At 56.8% G+C, this 21908-nt stretch carries 29 protein-coding genes and 2 tRNA genes; 27 read left to right on the forward strand and 4 right to left on the reverse strand.

Translation table 11 applies throughout. The annotated features are described in order from the left end of the window. Positions 1–6: 6 nt before the first annotated feature. Both ACR0KG_RS19405 and ACR0KG_RS19410 read left to right on the forward strand, forming a co-directional pair. Entirely contained in the window at positions 7–732 is a 726-nt protein-coding gene (locus tag ACR0KG_RS19405) for a class I SAM-dependent methyltransferase (RefSeq protein WP_480828200.1), read from the forward strand. 4 nt (positions 733–736) lie between these two features. Continuing rightward, a complete protein-coding gene (locus ACR0KG_RS19410) occupies positions 737–1630 on the forward strand; it encodes a hypothetical protein (RefSeq protein ID WP_480828201.1) in 894 nt (297 codons plus the stop codon). Positions 1631–1826: 196 nt separating this feature from the next. On the opposite strand, the gene ACR0KG_RS19415 is transcribed toward ACR0KG_RS19410, so the two are convergent. Beyond that, positions 1827–1901: transfer RNA gene (locus ACR0KG_RS19415), tRNA-Thr, on the reverse strand. An 83-nt stretch (positions 1902–1984) separates the two neighbouring features. Here ACR0KG_RS19415 and ACR0KG_RS19420 point away from each other — a divergent pair. From ACR0KG_RS19420 to ACR0KG_RS19490, 15 genes are all read left to right on the forward strand, one after another. Next, positions 1985–2140, forward strand: coding sequence for a hypothetical protein (locus tag ACR0KG_RS19420; RefSeq protein WP_480828202.1), 156 nt, complete (start codon positions 1985–1987; stop codon positions 2138–2140). Positions 2141–2146: 6 nt separating this feature from the next. Then, positions 2147–3415, forward strand: coding sequence for a UDP-N-acetylglucosamine 1-carboxyvinyltransferase (gene murA, locus ACR0KG_RS19425; protein ID WP_480551304.1), 1269 nt, complete (start codon positions 2147–2149; stop codon positions 3413–3415). After that, positions 3412–3888, forward strand: a complete 477-nt coding sequence (locus tag ACR0KG_RS19430; protein WP_480545085.1) for a DUF2948 family protein — start codon at positions 3412–3414, stop codon at positions 3886–3888. Before murA ends, ACR0KG_RS19430 begins: the two co-directional genes overlap by 4 nt. Positions 3889–3910: 22 nt before the next feature. Then, positions 3911–4405, forward strand: coding sequence for a GNAT family N-acetyltransferase (locus ACR0KG_RS19435; protein ID WP_480828203.1), 495 nt, complete (start codon positions 3911–3913; stop codon positions 4403–4405). Between the two features lie 53 nt (positions 4406–4458). Continuing rightward, entirely contained in the window at positions 4459–5760 is a 1302-nt protein-coding gene (hisD, locus tag ACR0KG_RS19440) for a histidinol dehydrogenase (protein WP_480545087.1), read from the forward strand. Between the two features lie 99 nt (positions 5761–5859). After that, entirely contained in the window at positions 5860–6339 is a 480-nt protein-coding gene (locus ACR0KG_RS19445) for a UPF0262 family protein (RefSeq protein ID WP_480545088.1), read from the forward strand. A gap of 3 nt (positions 6340–6342) precedes the next feature. Then, the gene (locus ACR0KG_RS19450) at positions 6343–6795 is read left to right on the forward strand and encodes an arsenate-mycothiol transferase ArsC (RefSeq protein WP_480545089.1); all 453 of its coding nucleotides are present in this window, start codon (positions 6343–6345) and stop codon (positions 6793–6795) included. Positions 6796–6798: 3 nt separating this feature from the next. Next, positions 6799–7197: a ketosteroid isomerase-related protein gene (locus ACR0KG_RS19455; RefSeq protein WP_170452409.1), complete on the forward strand. Its 399-nt coding sequence runs from the start codon at positions 6799–6801 to the stop codon at positions 7195–7197. Then, positions 7190–7783, forward strand: a complete 594-nt coding sequence (locus ACR0KG_RS19460; RefSeq protein WP_480551306.1) for a GNAT family N-acetyltransferase — start codon at positions 7190–7192, stop codon at positions 7781–7783. The genes ACR0KG_RS19455 and ACR0KG_RS19460 overlap by 8 nt, the downstream gene beginning before the upstream one ends. Positions 7784–7923: 140 nt before the next feature. Next, positions 7924–8799 (forward strand): carbon-nitrogen hydrolase family protein, encoded by an 876-nt coding sequence (locus ACR0KG_RS19465; protein ID WP_480828204.1) that lies wholly within the window; start codon positions 7924–7926, stop codon positions 8797–8799. A 90-nt stretch (positions 8800–8889) separates the two neighbouring features. After that, complete coding sequence (gene infA / locus ACR0KG_RS19470; RefSeq protein ID WP_005978431.1) at positions 8890–9108, forward strand: translation initiation factor IF-1; 219 nt, start codon at positions 8890–8892, stop codon at positions 9106–9108. An 11-nt stretch (positions 9109–9119) separates the two neighbouring features. Continuing rightward, positions 9120–9698: a Maf family protein gene (locus tag ACR0KG_RS19475; RefSeq protein WP_480828205.1), complete on the forward strand. Its 579-nt coding sequence runs from the start codon at positions 9120–9122 to the stop codon at positions 9696–9698. Further along, positions 9695–10717 carry a ribonuclease E/G gene (locus tag ACR0KG_RS19480; protein WP_480828206.1) on the forward strand — a complete coding sequence of 341 codons (1023 nt, stop codon included), beginning with the start codon at positions 9695–9697 and terminating at the stop codon, positions 10715–10717. The genes ACR0KG_RS19475 and ACR0KG_RS19480 overlap by 4 nt, the downstream gene beginning before the upstream one ends. Beyond that, positions 10714–10896, forward strand: a complete 183-nt coding sequence (locus ACR0KG_RS19485; protein ID WP_480551313.1) for a DNA gyrase inhibitor YacG — start codon at positions 10714–10716, stop codon at positions 10894–10896. The genes ACR0KG_RS19480 and ACR0KG_RS19485 overlap by 4 nt, the downstream gene beginning before the upstream one ends. A 79-nt stretch (positions 10897–10975) precedes the next feature. Then, positions 10976–11050: transfer RNA gene (locus tag ACR0KG_RS19490), tRNA-Phe, on the forward strand. Positions 11051–11160: 110 nt separating this feature from the next. Here ACR0KG_RS19490 and ACR0KG_RS19495 read toward each other — a convergent pair. From ACR0KG_RS19495 to ACR0KG_RS19505, 3 genes are all read right to left on the reverse strand, one after another. Then, on the reverse strand, positions 11161–12222 hold the full coding sequence (locus ACR0KG_RS19495) for a YeeE/YedE family protein (protein ID WP_480828207.1): 1062 nt from the start codon (positions 12220–12222) through the stop codon (positions 11161–11163). Between the two features lie 41 nt (positions 12223–12263). Next, entirely contained in the window at positions 12264–12572 is a 309-nt protein-coding gene (locus ACR0KG_RS19500; RefSeq protein WP_170536475.1) for a metalloregulator ArsR/SmtB family transcription factor, read from the reverse strand. Between the two features lie 100 nt (positions 12573–12672). Next, the gene (locus ACR0KG_RS19505) at positions 12673–13047 is read right to left on the reverse strand and encodes a hypothetical protein (RefSeq protein WP_480828208.1); all 375 of its coding nucleotides are present in this window, start codon (positions 13045–13047) and stop codon (positions 12673–12675) included. Between the two features lie 80 nt (positions 13048–13127). Between ACR0KG_RS19505 and ACR0KG_RS19510 the strand changes: the two genes are divergently transcribed. From ACR0KG_RS19510 to ACR0KG_RS19555, 10 genes are all read left to right on the forward strand, one after another. After that, the gene (locus tag ACR0KG_RS19510; RefSeq protein ID WP_480828209.1) at positions 13128–13868 is read left to right on the forward strand and encodes a cytochrome c biogenesis CcdA family protein; all 741 of its coding nucleotides are present in this window, start codon (positions 13128–13130) and stop codon (positions 13866–13868) included. Between the two features lie 14 nt (positions 13869–13882). Continuing rightward, positions 13883–14461 carry a thioredoxin family protein gene (locus tag ACR0KG_RS19515; protein WP_480828210.1) on the forward strand — a complete coding sequence of 193 codons (579 nt, stop codon included), beginning with the start codon at positions 13883–13885 and terminating at the stop codon, positions 14459–14461. A 131-nt stretch (positions 14462–14592) separates the two neighbouring features. After that, positions 14593–15069 (forward strand): sulfur oxidation c-type cytochrome SoxX, encoded by a 477-nt coding sequence (soxX, locus tag ACR0KG_RS19520; protein WP_480545100.1) that lies wholly within the window; start codon positions 14593–14595, stop codon positions 15067–15069. A gap of 46 nt (positions 15070–15115) precedes the next feature. Beyond that, a complete protein-coding gene (gene soxY / locus ACR0KG_RS19525) occupies positions 15116–15532 on the forward strand; it encodes a thiosulfate oxidation carrier protein SoxY (RefSeq protein WP_480545101.1) in 417 nt (138 codons plus the stop codon). Between the two features lie 34 nt (positions 15533–15566). Then, positions 15567–15896 (forward strand): thiosulfate oxidation carrier complex protein SoxZ, encoded by a 330-nt coding sequence (soxZ, locus tag ACR0KG_RS19530; protein WP_353010669.1) that lies wholly within the window; start codon positions 15567–15569, stop codon positions 15894–15896. A gap of 69 nt (positions 15897–15965) precedes the next feature. Then, positions 15966–16811, forward strand: coding sequence for a sulfur oxidation c-type cytochrome SoxA (soxA, locus tag ACR0KG_RS19535; RefSeq protein ID WP_480551325.1), 846 nt, complete (start codon positions 15966–15968; stop codon positions 16809–16811). 87 nt (positions 16812–16898) lie between these two features. Continuing rightward, positions 16899–18596 carry a thiosulfohydrolase SoxB gene (soxB, locus tag ACR0KG_RS19540; RefSeq protein ID WP_480828211.1) on the forward strand — a complete coding sequence of 566 codons (1698 nt, stop codon included), beginning with the start codon at positions 16899–16901 and terminating at the stop codon, positions 18594–18596. Positions 18597–18620: 24 nt separating this feature from the next. Next, positions 18621–19883, forward strand: coding sequence for a sulfite dehydrogenase (gene soxC / locus ACR0KG_RS19545; RefSeq protein WP_480828212.1), 1263 nt, complete (start codon positions 18621–18623; stop codon positions 19881–19883). Then, positions 19867–21192 carry a c-type cytochrome gene (locus ACR0KG_RS19550; protein WP_480828213.1) on the forward strand — a complete coding sequence of 442 codons (1326 nt, stop codon included), beginning with the start codon at positions 19867–19869 and terminating at the stop codon, positions 21190–21192. The genes soxC and ACR0KG_RS19550 overlap by 17 nt, the downstream gene beginning before the upstream one ends. Before the next feature lie 2 nt (positions 21193–21194). Then, positions 21195–21902 (forward strand): c-type cytochrome, encoded by a 708-nt coding sequence (locus tag ACR0KG_RS19555; protein WP_480545106.1) that lies wholly within the window; start codon positions 21195–21197, stop codon positions 21900–21902. Positions 21903–21908: the final 6 nt, after the last annotated feature.

The raw sequence follows: 21908 nt of genomic DNA on the forward strand, positions 1-21908 counted from the left end.
ATCAGGATGCGTTTGCTAAAGTCTATCTATGTTAGCCTGTTGCGCATCTTGGCGGCGCTGGCCCAGGTAACCGGGCTTGCAGGATTTCTGGAGCGGCGGCGTGACAAAGGGCGCGGCTGGCATTGGATGTCCAGCCTGTTCGCAATCTACGATATTGATGCGATGGTCAACCTCGACGTGCCATGGTGGACCTACGACGCTATCGAGCAGGTGGACGCATTCCTGGCTTCCCGTCCGGTTCGCGTTTTAGAATATGGATCGGGCGCCAGTACAGTTTGGCTGGCCCGTCGCGCGACATCCGTGATCAGCGTTGAACATGACGCGCCTTGGTACAAGGCCGTCACTGCCAAACTGCCTATGATCGAGGGCTTGTGCACCACCGAGGTCAAACTGGTTGAGGCAAGTAGTGATGCGCCCGCTGACGCTCTGTATCTTTCAGAAAAAGCCAATGGTTCTCGGGCAAATTTTACAGCCTATGCCATTGCAATAGATGACGAAGATGGGCTTTTTGATCTGATCGTCGTGGATGGTCGCGCGCGTCCAGCCTGCTTGAAACATGCAATCCCCAAGCTGGCACCGGATGGGATCATCGTGTTCGACAATTCTCATCGCGCGCGCTACCGCCAATCGATCAAAGATTGCGGGTTGTCCGAAACCAGGTTGCGCGGGCTGGTTCCGACCTTGCCTTATCCAGATCAGACCTCGATCCTGCGCGCCGAACCGGCGGGATAGGCCGATGCCGGTGGCGCATCTGCTCAAGGATAAGGTGCTACGTCGAAGACTGGTGCGCGGGCTTGGCCTGCTGGTTCTGGCGCTGTCCGTCATTTTCATCGGACGCGAGATTGCACGTAATTGGGACGCGCTGATCAGCTTCGATCCACCCGAGGGGTTCTTAATACGCTGCGCAGTGATGGTTGCTCTATATTCAGCGTTGCTGTTTGTGCTGGCCGAGATGTGGCACCGCATCGTGCAACTATTCGGACCCGAGCCGCGCCGCCGGACGTATCGGTCATTCACTCTCTCTCAAATCGCGCGATACGTACCCGGCAATGTTGTCCACCTTTTGGGACGCGCTGTTTTGCTGCGCGGCGGGACGCTGAGCGACAAGCAGTTGGCCATGGCAACCTTGGTGGAACTGATTTGCTTACCCGTTGCCGCTTTGGTGATCTTGGTAACTGGTGTTTGGTTCGTGCCTTTTGGCATTCTACCGTTCGAAGCCATTGGCCCTGTCTGGCCTATGCTTACGATTTCAATCGCTGTTCTGCTATCCCTGGTACTGGTTTTTTTTGCCGTCAAGCAGAGCCTCACACTCTCTGCTTTGCTCTTGATTTCGTTTCTTGCGATCGCATTTCTTCTGGGTATGAGCTCCGTCGCCGCCTGGGTCCTGAGCGCAATCGACGATGTCCCAATAGGTGTCGCGGCGCTTGCCGCTGTTGTCTCTTGGCTGATTGGGTACGCGACGCCTGGTGCGCCAGGCGGTTTAGGCCCTCGCGAAGCCGCGTTCATCGCAATTTTAAGTGGCGCTACGACACCCGGTTCAGCCCTGATCGCTGCGGCTGTTTTCCGGCTGATTACCGTCGCTGGGGACGTTGTGTGCTTTGCGATAGGGGTTGCCTTTTTTAGGCGTTAGCGCGGGTATGCGGATAACCCGTGTCGAATTATCCTCCGTTTTGCCTATCGAAGGCATGAAGAGGTGAGATTGGGCTATTTGGCAGGTACCAAGACACGTGGAGTAGAGAACTATCGCATGTAAGTTATCAAGCAAACGAGGGCAAAACCGGTCAAATGCACCGATTTCGAGTCTTCTGAACTATCGTGGATTCTGATGGTGCTGCTGGAGAGAATTGAACTCTCGACCTCTCCCTTACCAAGGGAGTGCTCTACCTCTGAGCTACAGCAGCATCGTGGGCGGGTGATTAGACGCAAACGAAACGCGGCGCAAGGGTATCTGGACGGTTTTTTTCGCCTCCTGTAGAGAAAGACCATGGCAGAGAAAAATGCACAAAAAAATCACGGCAAATCCGGGAATGCGCGCGAAGAACGCCTGAAGGCTGCGTTAAAGGTGAACATGGCGCGGCGTAAGGCGCAGGCTAAGGCGCGGGCCGCTTCCGGAAACAAAGCCGACAAAGACGAGGGATAAGAGCAGATGGATTCGATTCTGGTGACGGGCAACGGCCCGCTGAACGGACAAATTCCGATTGCGGGGGCCAAGAATGCGTGCCTGACGCTGATGCCTGCGACGCTTCTCAGCGAAGAACCGCTGACTTTGACCAACGCGCCACGCCTCAGCGATATCAAGACCATGACAGCGCTGCTGCAATCGCTTGGGGCCGAGGTGTCCGCGCTGCAGGACGGACAGGTGATCGCGATGTCGAGCCATGATCTGACCAGCCAGACGGCGGACTATGACATCGTGCGCAAGATGCGGGCCTCAAATCTGGTGCTGGGGCCGTTGCTGGCGCGATTTGGGCAGGCGGTCGTGTCGCTGCCGGGTGGCTGTGCGATTGGCGCGCGTCCGATGGACCTGCATGTCGAAGGGCTCGAGGCTCTGGGCGCCGAGATCGAACTGAAAGACGGGTATCTGCATGCCAAGGCTCCGGGCGGTTTGAAAGGCGCGGTGCATGAGATGCGCTTTGCCTCGGTCGGAGCGACCGAGAACATCGTCATGGCAGCAACACTTGCCAAAGGCACCACCGTTCTGAAAAACGCCGCGCGTGAGCCTGAGATTGTCGATCTGGTCGATTGCCTGCGCAAAATGGGCGCGCAGATCGCGGGTGAGGGCACCTCGACCATCGAAATTCAAGGCGTGGATCGGCTGCACGGGGCGACCCATCAGGTAGTGACCGACCGGATCGAGCTGGGCACATATATGCTGGCCCCGTCCATCTGCGGTGGCGAGGTTGAATTGCTGGGCGGGCGCATGTCGCTGGTCGAATCGTTCGCGGCCAAACTGGACGCGGCGGGTGTAAGCGTTGAAGAAACCCAAAAGGGCCTGAAAGTGGCGCGTAAGAACGGGCGTGTGACAGCCGTAGATGTGGTCACCGAACCCTTCCCGGGCTTCCCAACCGACCTTCAAGCCCAGATGATGGCGCTGATGTGCACGGCCGAGGGCACCTCGGTCTTGGAGGAGCGTATATTCGAGAACCGCTTTATGCATGCGCCCGAACTGGTCCGCATGGGAGCGCAGATCGAGGTGCATGGCGGAACAGCGACTGTGACAGGTGTTGAGCGTTTGAAGGGCGCGCCCGTCATGGCGACAGACCTGCGCGCTTCTGTTTCGCTGATCCTGGCAGGGCTTGCCGCCGAGGGTGAGACCACGGTAAGCCGGGTGTACCATTTGGATCGTGGCTATGAACATGTGGTGCGCAAGCTGGAAGGTGTGGGTGCCAAAATCGAACGGATCAAGGGCGAATGACAGACGCAAGTTTCGAAGACGGGCGCGAGGCCCCATTGAACCTGGGGGCCGAGGATGCAGATGATCTGCAGGTCATCTCGACCCTGTCGCAAGACGCTGTGTTCCCGGTGACCGAGATGACATGGCAGCCCTCGCAACGGCGTTTTGGGTTGCTTTTGAACCGGTTCCGGTGGGAGGATAAGGACGCGGCTGCCCGTCGCGACCGCCCGTTTGAGCGTGTGCAGTCTGTGCTGGTTTTTGATTCAGTCTTGTCAGTCTCCAGCCAGGGCATAGATCGCAGCGACAAAGATATGATTTTGTCGCTGCTGTCCGTCGATTTTGAGCCCGGTGAAGATGGGTCCGGACTGATCTTGCTGACCTTGGCGGGGGATGGTGCAATCCGGCTGAAGGTCGAAGCGATCGATGCAACGCTGAAGGATGTGACACGCCCTTATCTGGCGCCCTCAGGGCAGGCTCCGCATCATCCAGAATAAGCGCGGCATATCGCAGGCGTTCGTGAATACCGCCCAAAAGCCGGTTCTGCGCCGTGCCACCGTGTTCGACGTGTTTCAGATGAGCCGGTTGTTGATCCGGTCCATTACCCATCTGTGTGCGGCGGATCATGGAAACGATCCGCGCCTTATATCGCTCTGGACGGCCAACAAAGACCCGCAGAGCATTCGGGGCTGGGTACAATCCGGTTCCGAGCTTTGGGTGGCTGAGTTGAGCGGTCAGATTGCCGCTGTTGGTGGTGTTCGGCAGGGCACGAAGGTTTCGCTGCTTTATGTTGATCCAGGATACATCCGACGCGGCATTGGGCGTGCTTTGCTGGCACGGTTAGAGCAGGAGCTTGCAGATCGGGGATGCCTGCAGGCTTCCTTGGAGGCCACGCATACCGCGCGCGCGTTTTATCTGCGCGATGGTTGGGCGCAGACCGGCGCACCCGAAGAATGGCATGGGATGACCCAATTCCCGATGCGCAAATCGTTGCACCACGCCAAGAAGGGTTGAGACCTGCTGGCCCCAGCGATATGTCCGCTTGGAACGTTTCGGAGTGCCAGATCATGCCCGTTTTCCTTGAGACCACATCGCCCGAGTTTGAAGCCGCCTTTCAAACTCTGCTGTCTGCCAAGCGCGAAGACAGCCCGGACGTGGACGCGGTTGTGGCCGAAATCATCGAAGATGTACGAGCGCGCGGTGATGCAGCGATCATTGAACTGACCGCCAAGTTCGACCGGTTGGACCTGACACCAGATACGCTGGCGTTCAGCGCGGCTAAGATCGCGGACGCTGTAGAACAGGTCTCTGCCGAAGATCGAGCCGCGCTGGAATTGGCTGCGGCTCGTATCCGGGCCTATCACGAGCGGCAGATGCCGTCTGATCAAAGTTGGACGGATGAAAGCGGTGCGACGCTGGGTTGGCGTTGGTCCGCGGTCTCTGCGGCGGGCCTCTATGTGCCGGGTGGGCTGGCATCCTACCCGTCATCCGTGCTGATGAACGCGATTCCGGCCAAGGTGGCGGGTGTTGGGCGGTTGGCGATCGCGGTGCCGACACCGGACGGTCAGGTCAATCCACTTGTTCTGCTGGCTGCGCAATTGTCCGGTGTGGATGAAATCTACCGGATCGGTGGTGCCCAGGCCATCGCCGCGCTGGCCTATGGGACGCAGACTATTGCTGCTGTGGACAAGATCACGGGGCCTGGAAACGCATTTGTTGCGGCGGCCAAACGGCGCGTCTTTGGCAAGGTGGGCATCGATATGATCGCCGGGCCGTCCGAGATTCTGGTGATCGCTGACAAAGACAATGATCCGGATTGGATCGCCTTGGACCTGCTCAGCCAAGCGGAACACGACGAAAGCGCCCAGTCGATCCTGATCACAGATGATGCCGCCCTTGGTCGAGCCGTTGCGCAGGAGGTTGAAAAACGTCTGGAAACCTTGCAGCGGCGTGAGATTGCGGGGGCCAGTTGGCGGGATTTTGGGGCTGTCATTACCGTGCGCGATTTGAGTGAGGCTGCGACCTTGTCAAACCGCATCGCACCCGAACACCTTGAGCTTTGCGTGGCAGACCCGGTGGCGCTGAGCGAAAAGACCATCCACGCCGGAGCGATTTTCCTGGGGCAATACACGCCCGAAGCCATTGGCGACTATGTCGGTGGGCCGAACCACGTTTTGCCCACGGCACGCTCGGCACGGTTTTCATCGGGTCTGAGCGTCATGGACTTTCTCAAGCGAACGACGCTCAGCCAGATGACACCCGCAGCCCTGCGTGCCATCGGCCCGGCGGCTGAGCAACTGGCACAGTCTGAAAGCCTTGAGGCGCATGGGCTGTCTGTCAGCGCGCGTTTGAATCGGTTGAATGGATGAGGTGACGCAAAGGCGTATCGAAAGCGCAGCGTGGATACATTGCCGAACGATATCGCTTGTTATAGGTCTGGGCGGACGACAAGGAATGTGACCGTAAAGATGACCCGTATTTCGCATATCGAACTGGATGACCGTAACCTGCCCCCGCCGACCCCAGAGATCGAGCAGGAGCGTAAGGTTGCCATCTTTGATCTGCTGGAAGACAACAGCTTTGCCCTGCCCGCACGTGACGATCGTGCTGTTCCAGACGGACCATACCATCTGCACTTATCGATCCGTGACAAACGTCTGGTTTTCGACATCGCCACCGAAGGCAGCGAGAAAGCGGCCGAGTTCCACCTATCGCTTGGACCCTTTCGACAGGTGGTCAAAGACTACTTCCAGATCTGCGAAAGCTATTTCAACGCGGTGAAAACCTTGCCACCAAGCCAGATCGAAACCATCGACATGGCGCGCCGGGGCATCCATAACGAAGGCAGCCGTGTTTTGCAGGAACGACTTGAGGGCAAGGCCGATGTGGACACAGACACTGCCCGCCGCCTGTTCACGCTGATCTGCGTGCTGCATTTCGGGGGGTAACGCGTGAAGCCTCTGCCGCAGTCGGTCCTGTTTTGTTGCGACCACAACTCGGTTCGGTCCCCGATGGCCGAAGGCATCATGAAGAAGTTTTACGGCACCGGCACATACGTGCAATCCGCCGGTGTCTATAACGATCTGGAGATCGACGGTTTCTGTATCTCAGTCTGCCACGAGATTGGTGTTGAACTGTCGCGCCATCGCTCGCGGTCTTTTGACGAGATGCAGGAGTGGGGCGACGATCTAAGCTCGTTTGATCTGATCGTCGCGCTATCACCTGCAAGCCAACGCAAAGCGCTGGATCTGACGCGGGTTTTTCACCTGGATGTCGATTATTGGCCAATAATGGACCCTACCGGGATGGGTGAGACGCGCGAAACAAAGCTACACCACTACCGACAGACCCGCGATCAGATCATCAAGCATCTGAAAGACCGCTGGGGCGAACCAACGGAGTGACCCATGAAACAGACCGTTCAAACCTATTTCGATGCCTTCAACGCCGGGGATCTAGACGGCATGCTGGCCTGTTTGTCCGATGACGTGGCCCATCACGTGAACGAAGGCCAGATTCGCGTCGGCAAAGAGAAATTCGCGGCTTTCTGCGCCCATATGAACCGCTGCTATAGCGAGAACCTGACCGACATCGTAGTGTTCGAGGCCGAAGGCGGCACCCGTGCGGCAGCCGAGTTCATCGTCAACGGCACCTATCTGGAAACCGACGAAGGGTTGCCGGATGCCCATGGTCAGACCTATCGCTTGCCGGCCGGGTCGTTCTTCGATCTGAAAGACGGCAAAATCACTCGCGTCACCACTTTCTACAACCTTGCGGATTGGACCAAGCAGGTCTCGAATGGCTGAGGTCACCGCGGTCCGCGCCCTGACCGGAGCGGCGCTTGAGGCTGCTCTGGACGACGTGGCGCGCCTGCGGATCGAGGTGTTTCGGGCCTGGCCGTATTTGTACGACGGCGATCTGGAGTACGAGCGGACGTATCTGCAATCCTACCGCGACAGTGACAAAGCCATTGTTGTTGGCGCGTTTGATGAGGATCGTCTGGTTGGTGCTTCGACTGGCGCACCGCTGATGGATCACGCCGATGATTTCGCAGCGGCCTTCGATGGCACGGGTCTGGACTTGTCGCAGATCTTCTATTGTGCGGAATCTGTCCTGTTGTCTGACTATCGCGGGCAGGGCGTCGGGCATAAGTTCTTTGATTTGCGTGAAGCTCATGCCCGGGAGCTGGGCTTCGCCAAATGCGCTTTTTGTGGTGTGCAACGCCCAGCGGATCATCCGCTCAGACCCGAAAACTACCGACCGCTAGATGGGTTCTGGCGCGCGCGAGGATATGAGCCTTTGCAGGGTGTAATCGCGCAGTTTTCGTGGAAGGATATGGGGGAAGAGGGCGAAACGCTCAAGCCGTTGCAGTTTTGGATCAGAAGTCTTTGAGACGATTTTGGATCACGTTTATGTCCTTGGATGATGATACGCTACCGTCCGGTATCTGGTTTCCTTTAGGATATGAGTAACAAAGCCCATAATGGGTCTGTCTCAGGTTCTTTGTCGTGTCTTTGCGCGAGAGGTTCGTAATGAAAGTCGCCACTGCTGCATATAACCTTGAATGGCTCGATAGCTGGGCGCAATACGAGGATAAGCTGGATCGTTGGGTTTCGGACGCCGCTGAGCAGGGCGCTGAGTTACTGGTGTTCCCAGAATACGGCGCGATGGAGCTGTCTACGTTGGATGGTGCGGACGTCGCCGCTGACCTCGAACGATCAATTCGCGCGGTCTCGGACCGGGTGCAAGAGGTGCAGGCCCTGCATCAGCGTCTCTCTCAGGCGTACAATACTCATATACTGGGCGCGTCAGCCCCGGTTGCGAGTAACGCAGGTCGCCCCGTGAACCGCGCGGTGCTTTATACGCCAAACGGTCGGCATGATCATCAGGACAAGCAGATCATGACCCGGTTCGAGCGCGAAGAGTGGGACATCGCCCCCGGTGGACCGCTCAAACTGTTCGATACCGCGCTGGGCAAGATCGGCATTCTGATCTGCTATGACAGTGAGTTTCCTTTGCTGGGCCGCGTCCTGAAAGAAGCGGATATTATCCTGGTCCCGTCCTGCACCGAGGCGCTTTCGGGGTACTGGCGGGTCCGCATCGGGGCGATGTCGCGTGCATTGGAAAACCAATGCGTGACGGTGATGGCCTCGTTGGTTGGTAACAATGACTGGTCCGAAGCAGTGGATATGAACACCGGCTCAGGCGGCATCTTCGGCCCGCCCGACAAAGGGTTTCCGCAGACCGGCGTTCTGGCCGAGGGTACTCTGAACCAGCCCGGCTGGACCTACGCCGACATCAATCTGGGCGCCATCGCCAACGTCCGCGAGGATGGGCATGTCCTAAACCGCGCGCATTGGGACGAGCAAAACCCTCGAGCCGAAACGGTCACAATCTCAACGCTTTAATGATTCTGGCCTTGAAATAAGGCCGAAATAGGCTCATTTAGGCGCACATCCTCGCAGATTCTGCGAGTGCAACCTAACGATGGAGACAACATGGCCAAGGAAGATACGCTCGAATTTCCCGGTGTCGTGAAGGAACTCCTGCCTAATGCGACGTTTCGGGTCGAGCTGGAAAACGGCCATGAGATCATCGCACATACGGCAGGAAAGATGCGCAAGAACCGCATCCGTGTTCTGGCTGGCGACAAGGTTCAGGTCGAGATGACCCCCTATGATCTGACCAAGGGTCGGATCAATTATCGCTTCAAGTAACGCTCTAACCAATGGCGTTTATCCTTGGATCGGGCAGCCCTAGGCGGCTGGACCTGCTGGCGCAGCTTGGCGTACAGCCTGATGCGGTCAGACCTCCGAATATCGATGAAGCGCCGCTTAAGGGGGAACTACCTGTTCCCTATTGCCACCGCATCGCCCAGGAAAAGGTCAACGCGGTTGCGGCGGGTGATGATGATGTCGTGCTGTGCGCTGATACAACTGTCGCGCTGGGTCGTCGCATTCTAGGCAAGCCAGAGGACGCTGGCGAGGCGGCAGCGTTTTTACATGCCTTGTCCGGTCGACGCCACCGTGTAATCACGTCGGTTGCTGTAAGGCGCGGGGATCGCGTTTTGCAGCGCGATGTGGTCTCGCAGGTGCGGCTCAAGCGCCTGTCGGATATTGAAGTGAACGCCTACCTTAATACCGGAGATTGGCAAGGCAAAGCCGGTGCCTATGCTATTCAAGGACCCGCAGGCGCGTTCATCCCGTGGATCTCCGGCTCGTTCACTGGCATTGTTGGACTACCCTTGGCCGAGACATCGGGATTGTTGCAAGCCATCGGATACCCGCTTTATCGAGGGACGCCATGAAGGGTCGCACGATTGTTCTAGACCATGTCGAAGGCCGCGAAGCTGCAGCCTTGATGGTGGATGGTAAGCTGGATGACTTTCTGATCGCAGGGGATGCCCCGCCACCCGGAACGATCTACCGCGCCAAGGCAGATCTCCCTGTCAAAGGGCAGGGTGGTATGTTCCTGGCAACCCCCGATGGACCTGCTTTTCTACGACAGGCAAAAGGGCTGGCTCCGGGCGCTTTGCTGCTGGCTCAGGTCACGGGTTATGCCGAAGAAGGCAAAGCGCTTCCGGTTACTGACCGGGTCTTATTCAAAAGCCGATATGCAATTGTTACGCCGGATGCGCCGGGCCTGAACATTTCGCGCAGTATCCGGGATGAAGACGCGCGGGACCAGCTACTGGAAATCGCCCATGACATGATGGGCGACAGCCCCTATGGCCTGATCCTACGCTCCTGCTGTGCCGGTGCGGATGCCGAAGAGATTGCCGAAGACATCAGTGCGATGCTGGCGCAGGCCGAGCAGATTTTGGATGATCCGAGCACTGAACCCGAAACTCTGAGCGAAGGCGACAGCCCCCATGTGCTGGCCTGGCGTGATTGGACCGACCCGGCGGACGTTTTCACTGAGCCTGGAGGGTTTGAGACCCACGGCGTTCTGGATGCGCTTGACATCGCGCGCGGCATTCAGGAACCGCTGGCGGGCGGAGGGTATCTGTTCATCGAGCCGACGCGGGCTTTGGTCGCGATAGACGTCAATACGGGCGCCGACACTTCGCTGGCAGCTGGCACGAAGGCGAACTTTGCATGCGCCAAACAGTTGGCCCGCGCGTTGCGGGTACGGGGTCTGGGTGGGCAGATCACGCTGGACCTTGCCCCAATGCCCAAGAAAGACCGTCGGGGTTTTGAACAAGCCCTGCGCACTGCTTTCCGCCATGACTCGGTGGAAACAACACTGGCTGGCTGGACTCCTTTGGGCCATTTCGAGTTGCAGCGGAAAAGAGCGCGTATCCCCTTGAAAGAGGTGCTGAAATGAGCTGTCCAATCTGCGGGGAAGAAACGGTCGTAAGGTTCCGCCCATTCTGTTCCAAACGCTGTGCAGATATCGATTTAGCCAAATGGCTGAACGGATCTTATGCGGTGCCATCACAGCGGGAAGAGGACGTTGAGGCGGACGATACGGACCAAGGCGAGATCAGGCAGCGACCGCACTGAAAAAATGTAAAAAAGCCTCTGGACAGTCCCTGGCGCAAGTCATAGAACGCCTCCACCCAACGGCAAGCGCCGTTCCCGTGCCCGGGTAGCTCAGGGGTAGAGCAGTGGATTGAAAATCCTCGTGTCGGTGGTTCGATTCCGCCCCCGGGCACCATATTTGCATACAAATGTAGTTGCATTCTGCTTTCTGATACCCTCTGTACGACCGGGTTTGATGTCTTGCAATTCCGCGTGAAGCAGCGTGCGCCGACGAAGGCTTCCAACTTATCGTTCGGCTATGAAGGACAGCCCCGAAACAAGCTGTTTCAGGCCCAGCGTGGCACCTGCAAAGATTGCGGCAAAGGTTACTGGCGCACTGTAGGCCAATAACGAGAAGGCCGATATGCCTTGTCCGACGCTGCATCCCACCGCGATGATTGCGCCGGGGCCCATAATCGCTGCCCCCAATATTTGCCGCTTGAGTTCGCGTGGGTCCTCGCATGCCTCCCAGCGGAAATGACCTTTGGACCAAGACCCGAGAAATGCGCCGATCAGAACGCCGGAAACTGATCCGACGGCAAAGGACAATGTGTTCCCGGACGCGGTCATGAGGTAGAGTATCGTATCACCCAATGGTGCGGCGAAGGTGTGGGTTTGGACCCTCTCAGCATCGAATCCGTATGTTGCGACCCAGTTTGTCCCAAGCCACCCAGAGACAATCGCCAACCCGACCACAGCGCCCCAAAAAACCTGCATAGGGGCTCGGCGAAAGCGATCATTTGCCAGGGCAAGCACGATCAGGATGGTTCCAACAACTGACCCGAATATCCACGCAGGAATAGAAATTAGCCGTTCTGCCAGAAAACTGAGGCTCTGGGGGGCACTGAGATTCATCTCCACCGGAAAAATCCAAACCCGCAGATGGGCCAGGGGGCCTGACATGGCGATATAGGCTGAAAGGCCCATGATCAGAACGATGACGAATGATCGAAGATCGCCACCACCAAGCCGTGCCAATGCGCCATAACCGCAATTCCCGCTGATGGCCATTCCATAGCCGAACATCAGGCCGCCTACGATCGAACCAATCGGATTCCATGTCTGTGCAAGATATCGCGTTTCGACGGGGTCAAGCCATCCAATTCCCAAGGCAGCATGGCTACCAAGGATCGCCACACCGATGGCGATGGCCCACATGCGCATCCGCCGGTCATCATCTGCATACAGATAATCTTCGATTGCACCCAATGTGCAGAAACGACCGATACGTGCAGCAAGGCCCAAGACGATGCCACCCATCAGGCCTATTAGCGCAACGGTATTTGCCTCTCCCAATGTCTCGAGCATGGCCAGTCTCCTCCCAAAGCTGGCGGTTTCTTGAGTGGCCTCTACTTCTCCCTACAGAAAAGATCGTAGACGACTTCCAGGATTTGCGTCGATCGATCATCAGCCAGGCTGTAGTAGATTGTTTTGCCTTCGCGCCGTGTTTTGACCAGACCTTCGAACCGCAAGCGCGACAGTTGCTGTGACACGGCCGCTTGTCGGGCCGATAGCATCTCTTCCATCTGGGTCACGGATTTCTCGCCCGAGGACAGGTAACACAAGATCATCAGACGTCCCTCATGGCTAATCGCCTTCAGGAAGTTTGATGCCGTCTGGGCATTTTCCATCATTCTGTCCAGGTCGTCTGCACACATGTCCTTTGTGAACACTGGCAGTTTCGATGGTTTGTCCAACAAGATTGCCCCGCTTTCTCGGCTTCATGCATTCAAATCAGTTTATGTGATTTGTTGCTGTTTATCCAGAAGTCTCAATATCTATCCCTGCGTCATGCATCAAAGCGCCAAGCAACCCCCAGAAAAAGTCCTCGCCCGGATAGCCTTCAATCCGGCCCACTTCCTGACCGTTGTCCAGCAGAACAAAGGTCGGTGTATAGTAAAGAGGTTTTCCCAAGGCGATATCGCCCGGGGTTGTTTGGCGAATATCAAGCCGTCGCAGTGGTGCTGCTTTTCCTTCGGGTGTCTTGGGATAAATCTCAGCGATTTCATCATCCCAGCGGGCACACCACATACACCCGTCTTCTTCGACCATCAAAAGGGTCATTTCGGCCCGTGAAGCTACAGGGAAAACCAGCAATGTCATTGCCAAAGACAGCAGAAACAGGTGGCGCATCTCAAGCTCCGATTGACCGCGACGATATATCTTTACTATTTTGAATGTGTGAATGATAGCCTGACAGGACCGTTTTGACCATGTTCGACATCACATTTACAGGAGCTGTCGTCGCTGGTCTGTTGTCCTTTCTTTCCCCCTGCATTTTGCCGATTGTCCCGTTTTACCTCAGCTATCTGGCAGGGGTCGGGATGGAGCAGATCTCGGCGGGCGCGGAGATTCCCGCCAATATACGTCGCAGGGCGACGCTTTCGGCGATTGCGTTCGCGGCAGGCATCATCACGATCTTCATGGCGCTTGGCGCGACGGCGTCGATTTTTGGACAATTGGTTCGAGAATATTTTGACATCCTGCGCTGGATTGCTGCGGCGATCATCATCGCGATGGGCCTGCATTTTCTTGGGCTCATTCGCATCGGGATTCTGTATCGCCAGTATCGTGCGGATGTTGGCGAAACCTCGAATGTCAGCCTGATCGGGGCCTACGTGCTTGGCTTGGCCTTCGCGTTTGGCTGGACACCCTGCGTGGGGCCCGTGCTTGCCGCGATCTTGTTCACGGCAGCAGGGACCGAGACCGCTTGGCGGGGCGCGTTGCTTTTGTTCGCCTATGGGGTGGGAATGACAGCTCCGTTTGTTCTGGCGGCCTTTCTGGTGCGCCCGTTCATGCAATGGATGGCGCGGTTCAGGAAGCACTTGCCCTTAATCGAAAAGGCGATGGGGTGTCTGCTGATCCTGTTCGGCGTGTTGATCGCCACCAATTCCATCAATCACATCGCGCAATGGATGCTGGATCATATGCCATGGCTTGCGACCATTGGCTAATAGCGGAGGATGTTATGAAACAAGCGTTTTCAATTCTGGTCTTACTTCTAATGAGTGCCCCAATTTCTGCCGCCGAACTGGGGGATGACGGGCTGCACAAAACGCCGTGGATGCGTGACACGTTCAAGGATCTTCGTGAGGACCTTGAAGAGGCTACGGGCGAAGGTAAGCGGTTGGTTTTGTTCATAGAACAGCAGGGCTGCATCTATTGTAAAAAGATGCACGAGGAGGTGTTCCCACAACCCGATCTGGCAACGTATATCGAAGAAAACTTCTTTGTCGTACAGATGGATTTGCATGGCAGCACCACGGCAACCGACTTTGACGGGCAAGAAGAAGAGCAAAGAGCCCTGATGCGCAAATGGGGGATTCTGTTCACACCAACGCTTGTTTTCCTGCCTGAAGAGGTCTCTGAAGACGCCACAGCCATCCAGGCAGCGGTTGCTGTCATGCCGGGGGCGTTCTCAAAATCAACAACCTTGGATCTTTTCACCTGGGTTGATGAGAAACGCTACGACCTTGAGAATGGTGAAGATTTTCAACGGTATCACGCGCGGCGCATTCAGGAGCGCAACAATGTTTCGCAAGATTAGGGCCTGCCGTTACAAATAAAAAAATTCAATAAGATGAATTTAATGTTGCGAAGAGCAGTGCCCGTCGACTACGGTACACAAAAGCTTTGGGTCGCAAAGCGCCATCGGCGCGGTAGCAAATGGGAGGGATCATGAAGCTGAGACTCTTAACATTGGTCTGCACGGTGTCGGGTGTTGCCGCATTTGCAGCGGATACAGGCCCTAAAGACGTAACCTATGATGACTATGGTGCGGTCGAGGTCTCTCTGACCGGGGTTGCAGGTGATGTTGCAAACGGCGCGCTCATCGTAGGGGATAAATCGAAAGGAAACTGTGTGGCCTGTCACGCAGTCTCGGCTTTGGCGGACATTCCATTCCATGGCGAAGTTGGGCCAATGCTGGATGGGGCGGGTGATCGCTGGTCCGAGGCCGAGCTGCGCGGGCTGATCGCAAATGCAAAGATGACGTTCGATGGAACAGTCATGCCCGCATTCTACAAGGATGACGGCTATATCCGTCCTGGTGATGCTTATACAGGCAAAGCGCCGACAGCGCCTTTGACGTCGATCCTAACGGCACAGGAAATTGAAGATGTGGTCGCGTTTCTCGCGACCCTGAAAGAACAATAACCGCGCTTTCTTGCGTGACTTTCCGAAGATTCAAAGGAGATTGAAAATGGAACTCTCTCGCCGCGAGACTCTGGCCCTTGGCCTGGGCGCCGCGTTCCTGACAATGATTCCGCTCCGCGCAAATGCGGCCGCTGAAGATGCGATTGCCGCGTTTACGGGTGGTGCGGATATGGTTGATGGCGGTGTCACTTTGACTGCACCGGAAATCGCCGAAAACGGAAACACCGTGCCAATCGAAGTCAGCGCACCGGGCGCAACGTCTATTCTGATTGTCGCGGCCGGGAACCCCGAACCGGGTGTTGCAACCTTCAATTTCGGCCCGTTGGCTGCTGAACAAGCCGCATCAACTCGCATCCGTCTGGCCGGAACACAGGATGTCATCGCCGTGGCCAAGATGGCCGATGGCAGCTTCGCCAAGGCATCCGCGACCGTAAAAGTGACAATTGGCGGCTGCGGCGGCTGATCGCCACGCGCCCTGAAGAACAGGAGAGTACCCAATGGCATCCGGTGTAAAACCCCGCGTCAAGGTTCCAAAGACAGCCGCGGCTGGTGAAACCATCACGATCAAAACCCTGATCAGCCACAAGATGGAAAGCGGCCAACGCAAGGACAAAGAAGGCAATGTCATCCCGCGTTCGATCATCAACCGTTTCACCTGCGAGTTTAATGGCGAAATGGTGGTTGATGTGACGATGGAGCCGGCGATTTCGACCAACCCGTATTTCCAGTTTGAAGCCGTCGTGCCCGAAGCCGGTGAGTTCGTCTTCACCTGGTACGATGATGACGGTTCTGTTTACGACGAGAAAAAATCAATCGAGATCGCCTGACGGCTCGACACTAAGGCAGATCAGCGCTGGTCCAAGAAGCTGGCGCTGATCCACCAAGGGAGGAACGTAATGAATACCAAGGCATTGACGGCGATCGCGGCAATTCTGGCTTTCCCAGTGGCAGCAATGGCCGGACCGGATGAAGACAGTCTTGTGATCAATGATGAGCTGGATATGACCTCGGTGACCGAGGCGCCAGCACATCTGGAAAATCTGGATACGATCTATTCGGGTTGGCACTTCCGCACAGATGAGACGCAAGCGCTACAAGTTGATGACTTTGACAATCCGGCGATGATCTTTGTCGATCAGGCTATCGACCTGTTCGAGACGGTTGATGGCGCCGCTGGTGAAAGCTGTGCGTCCTGCCACGATGGGGTAGAGAGCTTTGAAGGGCTTCACGCGTCTATGCCCAAGGTTGATGCTGAAAGCGGCAAGCTGGTTGTCATGGAAGACCTGATCAACAAATGCCGCACGGATCGTATGGAAGCGGATGCTTGGAAATGGTCCGGAGGAGACATGCAGGGGATGGTCGCTCTGATCGGTTTGCAGTCGCGCGGAATGCCAATGAATGTGGCGATCGATGGCGATGCCGCCCCGTATTGGGAGCAGGGCAAAGACATGTACTACACCCGCTACGGCCAGCTAGAGCTTAGCTGCGCCAATTGTCACGAAGACAACTGGGGCAACATGATCCGTGCCGACCACCTGAGCCAGGGTATGATCAACGGGTTCCCGACCTATCGCCTGAAACAGGCCAAACTGATTTCGCGCCATAATCGGTTCCGCGGCTGCATTCGCGACACGCGGGCAGAAACCTTTGCCGAAGGGTCAGACGAATTCCGCGCCTTGGAGCTGTATGTAGCATCCCGAGGCAACGGGCTTTCAGTCGAAACCCCGGCTGTGCGCCAGTAACAACGGCCCCGCGCAAGCAATGCTTTGCGCGGGTTTTTAGCAGAAATAACATTCACATATTTATATGTGACACAGGAAAGCTGATTGATGATTTCGCGACGTGACTTCTTGCAGGCTTCAATGGCGGCCTCGGCACTCTATGGGGCGTCCGGTTTCGGCAATTGGGCCAGACTTGCCGCACAGCAAAGCCTGACACAGGATCGACTGTTGGAGTTCGAGACTTTTGGCAACATCAGCCTGATCCATGTCACCGACATTCACGCGCAACTCAAACCGATCTACTTCCGTGAGCCCGAGATCAACCTTGGTATTGGCGATGCGCGAGGGCAGATGCCACATGTCACCGGGGCGGCTTTCCGCAAGGCCTACGGGATCGAAGATGGAAGCCCGTCAGCCTATGCGCTGACCTACAACGATTTCTCTGCGCTAGCGAAGGCCTACGGTCGGGTCGGTGGATTGGACCGCGTCTCAACTGTCATCAACGCCATTCGTGCTGACCGTCCCGATGCGCTTCTATTGGATGGAGGCGACACCTGGCACGGGTCTTACACCTGCTATCAGACGGCGGGTCAGGACATGGTCAATGTCATGAACGCGCTGAAACCCGATGCGATGACGTTCCATTGGGAGTTCACGCTGGGCAGCGACCGCGTGAATGAAATTGTCGAAGGTTTGCCCTTTGCGGCCTTGGGTCAGAACATCTTTGACGCCGAATGGGATGAACCTGCTGAGCTGTTCCAGCCCTACAAGTTCTTTGACCGAGGCGGCGCAAAGGTCGCCGTGATCGGCCAGGCCTTTCCCTACATGCCCATTGCGAACCCGGGCTGGATGTTCCCCGAATACTCGTTCGGTATCAGGGATGAGAACATGCAGGACATGGTCGATGAGGTGCGTGCCGCCGGTGCCGATGTTGTCGTTGTCCTCAGCCATAACGGCTTTGACGTCGACAAGAAGATGGCGGGCCGGGTGCAGGGGATCGACGTGATCCTCAGCGGCCACACTCATGATGCACTGCCGGAACCTGTTCTCGTGGGAAAAACGCATATCATCGCGTCTGGCTCGAACGGAAAATTCGTCAGCCGCGTCGATCTCGACGTGAGGGACGGGCAGATGATGGGGCTGAAGCACAAGCTGATCCCGATCTTCTCTGACGTCATCGCTCCTGATCCTGCGATCTCTGCCCTGATCGATGAACAGCGCGCACCCTATGAGGACACGCTGCGCGAAGTGATCGGCCAAACGGACTCGTTGCTCTATCGCCGCGGCAACTTTAACGGCACTTGGGATGACCTGATCTGCGATGCCCTGATCAAGCAGCGCGAGGCTGATATCGCAATGTCGCCCGGCGTGCGTTGGGGGCCGTCGATCCTACCGGGGCAGGAGATTACGCGCGAAGACATCTGGAACGTCACCTCGATGTCCTACCCGAACGCATATCGCACTGAAATGACAGGCGAATTCATCCATGTGATCCTCGAGGATGTCGGTGACAACCTGTTCAACCCCGACCCTTATTATCAGCAGGGCGGCGATATGGTCCGCGTCGGTGGGCTTGGCTACCGCATCGATGTGAACAAGCCACAAGGGCAACGGATCAGCGAAATGACTTTGCTCAAAACGGGTGAAGCGATTGATCCGTCGAAAACCTACGTCGTGGCTGGTTGGGCCAGTGTCAACGAAGGCACCGAGGGTCCGCCGATCTGGGATGTCGTCGAAAACCACATTCGCAACCTTGGCACCGTCACGGTGCAAGAGAACACCAGCGTCGATGTTGTCGGCGCTTAAGAAACCAATGGAGACCTAAGAGATATGGATGACGCGTTCAAACCGTCCCGCCGGGCCTTCCTGAAAGGCAGTGCTGCGGTTGCGGCTGGGTCAGTTGCGGGTGCGGCAGCGGCAGACACGCCCGACCCACTGATAACAGAGCTTCAGGATTGGGCGTCTTACACAGGCGCCGGTGTCGATGAGTCACCTTATGGCATGCCGATCAGCTTCGAATCCCATGTCGTTCGGCGCAACGTGGAATGGCTGACCGCCTCTCCTATTTCGTCGATCAACTTCACTCCGATCCATGCGCTTGAAGGCACGATCACGCCGCAAGGCTGCGCCTTTGAACGCCACCACTCGGGCGCGATCGAGCTGCGTAAGGAAGACTATCGCCTGATGATCAACGGGCTGGTCGACCGCCCGCTGGTCTTTACCTACGACGATATCGAGCGGTTCCCGCGCGAAAACCATGTGTATTTCTGCGAATGCGCGGCGAACACAGGTATGGAGTGGGCGGGTGCGCAACTCAACGGCGTTCAATTTACCCACGGCATGATTCACAACATGGAATACACCGGTGTTCCGTTGCGCACGCTACTGCAGGAAGCAGGCGCTGATATCTCACCAGACAAATGGGTCTATGTTGAAGGCGCAGACGCGTCATCCAATGGCCGCTCCATCCCGATGGAAAAAGCACTGGATGACGTGCTGGTAGCTTTCAAGGCAAATGGTGAAGCGCTGCGCATGGAGCATGGATATCCCGTGCGACTGGTTGTTCCTGGCTGGGAAGGCAACATGTGGGTCAAATGGCTGCGCCGCATTGAGGTTGTCGATATGGCGGTCGAAAGCCGCGAAGAAACATCAAAATACACCGACGTCTACGAAGATGGCACAGCCCAGAAATGGACGTGGGTGATGGATGCAAAATCCGTCATCACCTCACCCAGTCCGCAAATGCCGATCAAACACGGACCGGGACCCTTGGTCATTTCCGGGCTTGCCTGGTCAGGCCATGGTCAGATCACGCGGGTCGATGTGTCCAAGGACGGTGGGATCACGTGGGAGACGGCGCGTCTTGGCAAGCAGGGCGACAGCAAGGCTTTGACGCGTTTCTATCTGGATACGAACTGGGACGGAGCGCCGATGTTGTTGCAGGCCCGGGCGATAGATGAGACCGGTTATGTGCAGCCAACCAAAGACCAACTGCGCGAAAAGCGCGGAGAGAACTCGGTCTACCACAACAACTGTATCCAGACTTGGTACGTGAGCGCAGAAGGGATCGCTGAGAATGTCGAAGTCTCTTAGTCATGTTTTCTTGCCCGTATTCGGCGGCACTGCGTTGGTGCTTGCGGTGGCTGTGGCTATTGCGAATCGGAACTACGGCCAATCGCAGATAGAAACCTTGGAAACCCGGATAAGTCAGGTTGAGGCGCACGCAGCCACTGCCCAGGAAACCGCGCAAGCAGAGGCCAGCCGGGCAGCCGAACTGGCGGCCAAGGTCGAAGAAATCCAGACCGCAGCGGCCGAGCGGGCCGCAAACGGGATGAACCTGACCGCGCCTGCGCCCAGCAGCGAGGGCACATACGGGCTTGGGCGCCCCGCGCTTGAGCAAGAGATCGCGGCCTGGGACGTTGACGTCTTGCCCGACGGGCGTGGCTTGCCCGTTGGATCAGGCGATGTCTGGACTGGAGAAGAAGTGTTTGTAGACCGGTGTGCGTCCTGTCACGGAGAGTTTGCCGAAGGCGCCGACAATTGGCCTGTTCTGGCCGGCGGTTTCGACACGCTTGCCGACGAAGATCCAGTGAAAACTGTTGGCTCTTATTGGCCGCATCTGTCGACTGCTTGGGACTATATTTCCCGCTCTATGCCCTTTGGCGAAGCAGGTACGCTGACCGCGGATGAAACCTATGCGATCGTCGCCTACATCTTGTATTCGAACGATCTTGTGGATGACGACTTCGAGCTCAACCACGACAACTTCGCCGACTTTGAAATGTACAACATGAACGGCTTTGTCGTCGATGTACGTCCTGAAACTGAGTACGCCGAGTGGCGGCAAGAGCCATGCATGGAGAATTGCAAGTCAGAAGCCGCCGTCACGATGCGCTCTGTCTTTTTGGTGGAGACGCCGCCCGAAGGTGGTTCAAACTCGGTCATGAACGACGCCAGCGCGGACGAATTGCCAAAGTTTACGGCAGAAGGTCCTTCGTTCATTCCGACTGCGGCGTCAAAGCCTGAGGACGAAGCTGCTGCAACGCCAACCATTCAGGAATCCAGCGATACGGACGGAACGACAGAAGTGTTTGCCGCTGGCGAGAAAGTCTTCAAGAAATGCAAAGCCTGTCATCAGGTCGGCGAAAGTGCAAAAAACAGTACAGGGCCCGTATTGAACGGGATCATCGGTGCCAATGCAGCCTCAGTCGAAGGGTTCAAATACTCCAAGGCCTTGAACGCTGCTGCTGAGGAGGGGCTTGTCTGGACCGACCAGGAAATGGCGGCCTTCCTGACGAAACCCAAAGAGTACATGAAAGGCACGCGGATGTCTTTTGCGGGGCTTAGAAAACCTGACGATATCGAGGCTGTGATCGTCTATCTCAAGTCGTTCGGAAACTGATCATGCGCTGGTCGGCTATACTGACCCATGCGGCGGTCGCTATAGCGACCACCTCGTCGGTCAGCGCAACCGAAGACCTGGGCGACGCCGAAGCCGGAAAAGTGGTGTTTGCCAAATGCAAAGGATGTCATCAGGTCGGTGAGGGTGCCAAAAACAAAATCGGCCCGCATCTGAATGGCGTTTTTGGACGCAAAGCGGCAGGCCTTGACGGGTTCAATTACTCCAAGAGTCTTGAGCGTGCTGGAAATTCGGGCCTGGAATGGCACGCTGATACACTATCGGCCTATATTGAAAATCCACGTGCATTTGCATCTGGAACACGGATGAGTTTTCGGGGCCTGAAAGACCCCGAGGACCGCGCCAACATCATCGCCTTTTTGCGCGGATTCTCTGATAATCCGCAGGACATCCCCGAAGCGGATCCAACGGCCAGGGGCACGGATCATTCTGTTGATCCGGCGATACTGGCTATTCAGGGCGACCCGGAATATGGCGCCTATCTCAGCAGCGAATGTACAACCTGCCATCAGATCGAAGGGGGCGACGCTGGCATCCCGTCAATCGTCTACTGGCCAGACGAAGATTTCGTGGTCGCGATGCATGCTTACAAAGACAAACAGCGCCCTCATCCGGTCATGCAGATGATTGCCGGACGGCTGAGCAATGACGAGATCGCGGCATTGGCGGCCTATTTCAATAATCCAGAATAACAGCGC

The sequence above is a fragment of the Ruegeria sp. H4 genome, assembly GCF_056533065.1.